This is a genomic window from Streptomyces sp. (assembly GCF_031178505.1).
Lineage (GTDB): Bacteria > Actinomycetota > Actinomycetes > Streptomycetales > Streptomycetaceae > Streptomyces > Streptomyces gulbargensis.
The window spans coordinates 1-6,923 of sequence record NZ_JAPSIW010000358.1; the positions used below are offsets into that span (position 1 = coordinate 1).

At 73.7% G+C, this 6,923-nt stretch carries 5 protein-coding genes, 1 tRNA gene and 1 pseudogene; 5 read left to right on the forward strand and 2 right to left on the reverse strand.

Annotated features, from left to right (window positions below; translation table 11 throughout):
• Positions 1-1,251: pseudogene (locus RIF68_RS21800) on the reverse strand (hypothetical protein); the annotation flags it as partial.
• A gap of 113 nt (positions 1,252-1,364) precedes the next feature.
• Between RIF68_RS21800 and RIF68_RS21805 the strand changes: the two are divergent.
• Both RIF68_RS21805 and RIF68_RS21810 read left to right on the forward strand, forming a co-directional pair.
• Positions 1,365-1,811: an SRPBCC family protein gene (locus tag RIF68_RS21805; protein WP_309052973.1), complete on the forward strand. Its 447-nt coding sequence runs from the start codon at positions 1,365-1,367 to the stop codon at positions 1,809-1,811.
• A gap of 39 nt (positions 1,812-1,850) precedes the next feature.
• Positions 1,851-1,922, forward strand: a tRNA-Val gene (locus RIF68_RS21810).
• 91 nt (positions 1,923-2,013) lie between these two features.
• Here RIF68_RS21810 and RIF68_RS21815 read toward each other — a convergent pair.
• Complete coding sequence (locus RIF68_RS21815) at positions 2,014-2,742, reverse strand: 3'-5' exonuclease (protein ID WP_309052974.1); 729 nt, start codon at positions 2,740-2,742, stop codon at positions 2,014-2,016.
• A gap of 120 nt (positions 2,743-2,862) precedes the next feature.
• On the opposite strand from RIF68_RS21815, the gene RIF68_RS21820 reads away from it, so the two are divergent.
• From RIF68_RS21820 to thrS, 3 genes are all read left to right on the forward strand, one after another.
• Positions 2,863-3,429, forward strand: a complete 567-nt coding sequence (locus RIF68_RS21820) for a DUF4365 domain-containing protein (RefSeq protein WP_309052975.1) — start codon at positions 2,863-2,865, stop codon at positions 3,427-3,429.
• On the forward strand, positions 3,429-4,745 hold the full coding sequence (locus tag RIF68_RS21825) for a hypothetical protein (RefSeq protein WP_309052976.1): 1,317 nt from the start codon (positions 3,429-3,431) through the stop codon (positions 4,743-4,745). The genes RIF68_RS21820 and RIF68_RS21825 overlap by 1 nt, the downstream gene beginning before the upstream one ends.
• Positions 4,746-4,917: 172 nt before the next feature.
• The gene (gene thrS, locus RIF68_RS21830) at positions 4,918-6,894 is read left to right on the forward strand and encodes a threonine--tRNA ligase (protein WP_309052977.1); all 1,977 of its coding nucleotides are present in this window, start codon (positions 4,918-4,920) and stop codon (positions 6,892-6,894) included.
• Positions 6,895-6,923: the final 29 nt, after the last annotated feature.

Consider the following 6,923-nt stretch of genomic DNA (forward strand, 5'->3'; position numbering starts at 1 on the left):
CGAGGATTCCGTCCCGGCCTTCCCGGCAGCGGCGCCCGCGGCTCCGGAGCCCGCCGCACCCCTCTCCGTCGCAGCGGCGCCCGCACCGGCCCGCGTACCGACACCGGCCGGCGGCTGCTCCGGCTTCGCCGGGTGTCCGGTCGGCTCGGTCGGTCGTACGGCCGCCGCCCGAGCCCGCCCCGGATCGGCGCCGGGACCCCACGTGGGGTCTCCCGCCGGTCCCGCCGGCGCTCCCCACGTCGCCCACCCGCCGCGGGCGGTCCGCGCCTCCGCGGGGCCCGGGCGCCAGAGGGCCGCCAGGGGAAGGGCGCACAGGACGTACGCCGGGACCGCCCAGTCGTCCGGGAGGGCGGGGCGCAGCAGGCCGCCCGTGGCGGCGAGGACCGACAGGCCGCCGAGGCCCGCGGCGGCCACCGCGACCGCGGGGGCGCTTCGGGCCACGTACAGGCAGAGCGCGGCCGCCGCCAGGAGCAGTGGCGCGGCCGTCCACGGAGAGGTGAGGGAGAGCCAGCCGCCCGTCAGCAGGGCCCAGGCGCCCAGCGCCGCCCCGCCGGCACCCGCCGTGGCCCGGACCGCCACCGGCCGGGTCCGCCGTATCACCGCCGTGTCCACGGCGGCCGTCACCAGCGCCGCCCAAGCGAACGCCGTCACCCAGCCCCCCGTGGCCAGCACCCCCAGCGGCAGCGGCAGCTGAGCGGCCGCCACCGCGGCGGGCAGCGGGATCCGCAGCCGGGACAGCGCCGAGCCGTACGCGGCCCACGCCCCGGCGAGAACGGCCGAGGCCGCCGCCGCGTACCCGAGCCCGTCCGTCCCCGGCAGGGCCACCCGGTGCAGGGCGTACGCGTCGAGCACCGTCAGGACGAGCCCGAGCGCCGCCACCGACTCGGCCGTCGACACCAGGCCCCTGCGCAGCAGTGCCACCGGAGCCGCCAGGGTCGCCGAGGTCACGAGGGTGAGCACCGCGGCCCGGCCGCCGATCCCCATCGAGCCCCAGCTGACCAGGGTGAAGGCGATCGCCGCGATCGTCAGGAGGGTGCCCCCGAGCGTCAGCAGCACGTTCTGCGCGCCGCGTGGCGACGCCTCCGGAGCGTGCGGCGGCCGGAACGGAGCGGCCTGCGTGGCGGCCGGCTGGTACAGCGCCCGGACCAGCCAGGCCCGGCGGGCCAGCAACTGGGCGCGCCGTTCGTCGAGGCGGGCCAGCTCGCGGTCGACGAGCACGAGCTCCTCCGCGGGCGGCAGGGTGTTGTTCATGTTCCGGAGTGTGGCCCCGGCCACAGCGCCGGGGAATGCGTCGCCGTACTCAGATCCGCGCCTGAGTACGCCCGGCGCCCACGTGTGCGAACCGGGCGGCCACACTGGGACCCATGGACTGGCACCGGTACCGCTTCCGCAGCGTCTGGCGGCTCGACGCCCCGCCCGCCACCGTCTACGCCGTCCTGGAGCGGCCCGAGGACTACCCCCGCTGGTGGCCCCAGGTCCGCGAGGCCGTGCCCGTCGACGGAACCAGGGGCACCGCGCGCTTCCGGTCCTTCCTCCCGTACGACCTCGTCGTCACCGTCCGCGCCCTGCGCCGCGACCCCCGCGCCCGCGTCCTGGAGATCGGGCTCGGCGGCGACCTGGAGGGCTGGGCCCGCTGGACCCTCACCCCGGAGGGCCCCGGCACCCGCGCCCTGTACGAGCAGGAGGTCGAGGTACGGGTTCCGCTGATGCGGGCGTTCGCCGTCGTCGGCCGGCCCCTCTTCCGGGCCAACCACGCCCTGATGATGCGGAGCGGACGGCGCGGACTCGCCTCCCACCTGCGCCGGGTTTGAACGAACCGCGCGAGGGCCTGTATGGTTCAACCCGTTCCCGGGCGATTAGCTCAGCGGGAGAGCACTTCGTTCACACCGAAGGGGTCACTGGTTCGATCCCAGTATCGCCCACCGGGAGAGGCCGGTCCGTCGTCACGACGGACCGGCCTTCCGCATTCCGGGCCCGCTCACCGGGGCGTCCTTCCCTCCGGTCACCCACGCCTCACGCCGCCGTGCGCAGCTCCGGACGGAGCGGCCACGCCGGGTCCACCAGCTCCGGTGTCCCCTGCCGCGCGAACCAGGCCTGGAGCCCGCGCGCCTGCGCCGCGTGCCACACCGCCTGGAGCGTGTGCAGCTCCGCCGGGGTCAGCCGCTCCAGGCGGGAGGCGAAGCGCCGGGCCACCGCCCGTACGACCTCCATCGCCGCCGCGGCGTCCGCCGCCGCGTCATGGGCGGCGTCCAACTCCACCTCGTAGTGCGCGCACAGGTCCGTCAGCGTCCGGCGGCCCTTCCGGTACCGGTCCAGGTGCTTGTCGAGCACCCGAGGGTCGAGGACGCACAGCGACGTGGTCTCCAGGTAGCGGCCCAGCGAGGACGCCCGGTGGCGACGCAGCTCACGGTCCAGGATCGTCAGATCGAACGGGGCGTTCATCACCACCAACGGCCGCCCCATCGCCGCCTGTTCGGCGAGCGCCCGGCCCACCTCCTCCATCACCGGCGCCGGCCAGCGGCCGTTGCGCTGAAGGTGATCGTCCGTCAGGCCGTGGACGGCCGTGGCCGCTTCCGGCACCGGTATGCCGGGGTTGACCAGCCAGCGCGTCACCCGGGGGCGCGCTCCGGCGGTGTCCTGCACGACGAGGGCGGCCGAGACGATCCGGTCCTCCTCGACGTCAACTCCCGTGGTCTCCGTGTCGAATGCGGCCAGGGGCCCTTCGTACCAGTGCGTCGTCATCCCCGAACTCCTCGCCCGCTCCGGGCAGATGGCCAACCCCCTGCCCGAAGCGGTGATACCCGGACCGTTTGCGACGTACGCGGACCGGTCACAACACAAGGGACGGGGAAGGAAGACGACATGGCGCTCGCCCAGCCCGAGTCGGGAGGGCTTCCGTCGCAGCGGGCGGCACCGGCGCGCGGCTCGCTCGCCACCACCGCCTGCATGGAGACCCTTCAAGTGGGCTACCTGCACGCGGTCGCGGCCGCGGCGGGCTGCTCGCTCGCACAGCCCTTTCCGGACAACGGCATCGACTGGCACGTGAGCCACAGCGCTCCCGGGCACACCGTCGACGACGAAGTGACCATCAAGGTGCAGCTCAAGTGCACCTACCAGATACCGCCGCGCCCGCCCGGCAGCACCTTCTCCTTCACCCTCGACAACGACCACCTGGTGAAACTCGCCCGGACCCCCGTGGCCGTGCACAAGATCCTGGTCGTGATGCTCGTCCCGAGGGAACCGGAGAACTGGCTGAGCGCGAGCCACGACCGGCTCGACCTGCGGCACTGCTGCTACTGGATCAACCTGGCCGGGCACCCGGTCACGGGACGGCGGCGGACCACCGTCCGCGTCCCCACGGCGCGGATCTTCGACGACCGGGCGCTCTGCGACATCATGACCCGGGTCGGCGGGGGAGGGAGACCCTGATGCACCGGCCGATCGACGAACCCGAGTACGGGAGCGGGTACGGGAACCGGCGCGGCCCCGGCCCGTCCCCGTACCGGCCCCATCCGGCGCCCGGCGAACTTCCCGGGCCCTGGACCGGGATCCCCGCCCCGCCGTCCGGCCCCTGGGCCGACGTGCAGGGCACCCCCGACCCCGGCCGGGTCGATCCCCGGGTCCTCGGCGCCCTCCTCGCCCGCCACGGCTGGCGGCGGCGCGGCGGGGCGGCCGGCCGCTACAGCCGCTGGACACCGCCCGGCAGCGGCACCGGCATCGGCGGCACCAGCCTCCTCGTCCCGGAGAGCCGCGCCTTCCCCGACTGCGACGACCTGCTCGGCGAGGCGCTGACCGCGCTCGCCCGCAGCGCCGCGCCCTCCGCCCGCGAGGTCCTCACCGGGCTCTGCGTGCCCAGCGACGAGATCCGCTGGTGGCGCGACGTGCCGCCGGGCCCCTCCGGCACCGTGCCCTGGACCGTGCAGGAACAGCTCAGGTCGGCCGCCCGCCAGCTCCTCGTGGCCGGGGCCCTCGCCGTGCGCGGCCGGGCCGGCTACCACGGAGCCCGCCACCGGCGCCCCGCCCAGGCCTCGCTGGAGACCGCGCTCGTCGCCGCCGCACCCGGCGGCCGCGCCCTGACCGCCTTCCTGCCCGTCGCCACCGGGCGGCCCGTCGCCGTCCGGCTCTACCACGCCCTGTACGCGGCCCGCGAGGCCACCGACTACCAGCGCGCCACCGGCGGCATGGACGCCTTCGACTCCGCCGTCGAGGCCGGGGTCAGCCGCGAGCTGGTCGAGGCGCTCATCGCCCTGGTCCGGGGCAGCGAGGGCGCCAGGATCGCCCTGGAATGGGCCCCGGCCGCCGGTACCCCCGAAGGCTGCGCCGCCCGTCCCGAACCCGTCGAGTTCTCGCCCGGTGACCTGCCCGCCCTGCGCGCCGCGGGCGCCCGTTACCTCGCGGACGAGCCGTCCGTGCCGGTGCGGATCACCGGGGCCGTGGTCCGCATGCGCCGCTCCGGACCGCGCGGTGAGGGCACCGTACGGCTCCGGGTGCTCGCCGGGGCCGAGGTCCCGCACGTCCGCGTCACCCTCGACGAGGAGGCGTACCGCATCGCCGGCCACGCCCACCTCCTCGGCCTGCCGATCCGGCTCGTCGGCCGCCTGGAGAGCCGGGGCGGCTTCCGCCGCCTGACCGACGCCTCCGGTGTCGTACCGGTCCAGGTCGACGAGGCGGAACGCGACCGCCTGATGAAATCGCTCCAGGAGAACCTCGACTTCTTCGAGGAGGCGTGCGGCGGGGACACCTGACGCCCCCGCCGGGGCGCCCGGCGGGCGGGCCGGGGGAGGGCCCGGGGGAAACCGTTTCGCGGCCGGCCGGATCGGCTCGGTACGATCAGCGGTGACGCGGCACCTCGTCTCTGCCGCGCACCGCCGGCGCCGGCACCTCGTGTCTGCCTGCGCCCTTATGTATGGAGCACCCGTGTCCGATGTCCGTGTGACCGTCCAGTCCACCTCCGGAGCCGAGGAAAGGGCGGTGAGCGCGGGCACGACCGCCGGCGCCCTGTTCGAAGGCGACCGCACCGTCATCGCCGCCCGCGTCGGCGGCGAACTGAAGGACCTCTCGTACGAACTCGCCGAGGGCGACGTCGTCGAGGGCGTCGAGATCTCGTCCGAGGACGGCCTGAACATCCTGCGCCACTCGACCGCACACGTCATGGCGCAGGCCGTGCAGGAGCTGTTCCCGGAGGCCAAGCTGGGTATCGGCCCGCCGGTCCGCGACGGTTTCTACTACGACTTCGACGTCGAGAAGCCGTTCACCCCCGAGGATCTCAAGGCCATCGAGAAGAAGATGCAGGAGATCCAGAAGCGCGGGCAGCGCTTCTCCCGCCGCGTCGTCTCCGACGAGGAGGCCCGCGAGGAGCTCAGCTCCGAGCCGTACAAGCTGGAACTCATCGGCATCAAGGGCGCCGCGTCCACGGACGACGGCGCGAACGTCGAGGTGGGCGGCGGCGAGCTGACCATCTACGACAACCTCGACGCCAGGACCGGCGAGCTGTGCTGGAAGGACCTCTGCCGCGGCCCCCACCTGCCGACGACCCGGAACATCCCGGCCTTCAAGCTGATGCGCAACGCCGCCGCCTACTGGCGCGGCAGCGAGAAGAACCCGATGCTCCAGCGCATCTACGGCACCGCGTGGCCGTCCAAGGAGGAGCTGAAGGCGCACCTGGACTTCCTGGCCGAGGCCGAGAAGCGCGACCACCGCAAGCTGGGCAACGAGCTGGACCTCTTCTCCGTCCCGGACGAGATCGGCTCGGGCCTGGCCGTCTTCCACCCCAAGGGCGGCATCATCCGCCGGGTCATGGAGGACTACTCGCGCAAGCGGCACGAGGAGGAGGGCTACGAGTTCGTCTACTCGCCGCACGCCACCAAGGGCAAGCTGTTCGAGAAGTCGGGCCACCTGGACTGGTACGCCGAGGGCATGTACCCCCCCATGCAGCTCGACGAGGGCGTGGACTACTACCTCAAGCCCATGAACTGCCCGATGCACAACCTGATCTTCGACGCGCGCGGGCGGTCCTACCGTGAGCTGCCGCTGCGCCTGTTCGAGTTCGGCACCGTGTACCGGTACGAGAAGTCGGGCGTCGTCCACGGCCTCACCCGCGCCCGCGGCTTCACCCAGGACGACGCGCACATCTACTGCACCCGCGAGCAGATGGCGGAGGAGCTCGACAAGACGCTCACCTTCGTCCTGAACCTGCTGCGCGACTACGGTCTGGACGACTTCTACCTGGAGCTGTCGACCAAGGACCCGGAGAAGTACGTCGGCTCCGACGAGGCGTGGGAGGAGGCCACCTCCGTCCTCCAGCAGGTCGCCGAGAAGCAGGGCCTCCCGCTCACCCCCGACCCGGGCGGCGCCGCCTTCTACGGCCCGAAGATCTCGGTGCAGGCGCGGGACGCCATCGGCCGTACCTGGCAGATGTCGACCGTGCAGCTGGACTTCAACCTGCCGGAGCGCTTCGACCTGGAGTACACGGCGCCCGACGGCACCAAGCAGCGTCCGGTGATGATCCACCGCGCGCTGTTCGGTTCGATCGAGCGGTTCTTCGCGGTGCTCCTGGAGCACTACGCGGGCGCGATGCCGCCGTGGCTGGCCCCGGTGCAGGCGGTCGGCATCCCGATCGGCGACACCCACGTCGAGTACCTGCAGGAGTTCGCCGCGGAGGCGAAGAAGCGCGGCCTGCGCGTGGACGTGGACGCCTCCTCGGACCGCATGCAGAAGAAGATCCGTACGCACCAGAAGCAGAAGGTGCCGTTCATGATCATCGTCGGTGACGAGGACATGGCCGCGGGGACGGTCTCCTTCCGCTACCGCGACGGGTCGCAGGAGAACGGCATCCCGCGCGAGGACGCCCTCGCGAAGCTCGCCGACGTGGTGGAGCGGCGCGTCCAGGTCTGAGGCACCGCCGGTGCCGGAGTGACGTGGGG

Coding starts and splice junctions, on each gene's coding strand:
- RIF68_RS21805 (WP_309052973.1), top strand. CDS start 1,365: ATGGACTGGCACCGGTACCGCTTCCGCAGCGTCTGGCGGCTCGACGCC.
- RIF68_RS21815 (WP_309052974.1), bottom strand. CDS start 2,742: ATGACGACGCACTGGTACGAAGGGCCCCTGGCCGCATTCGACACGGAG.
- RIF68_RS21825 (WP_309052976.1), top strand. CDS start 3,429: ATGCACCGGCCGATCGACGAACCCGAGTACGGGAGCGGGTACGGGAAC.
- RIF68_RS21820 (WP_309052975.1), top strand. CDS start 2,863: ATGGCGCTCGCCCAGCCCGAGTCGGGAGGGCTTCCGTCGCAGCGGGCG.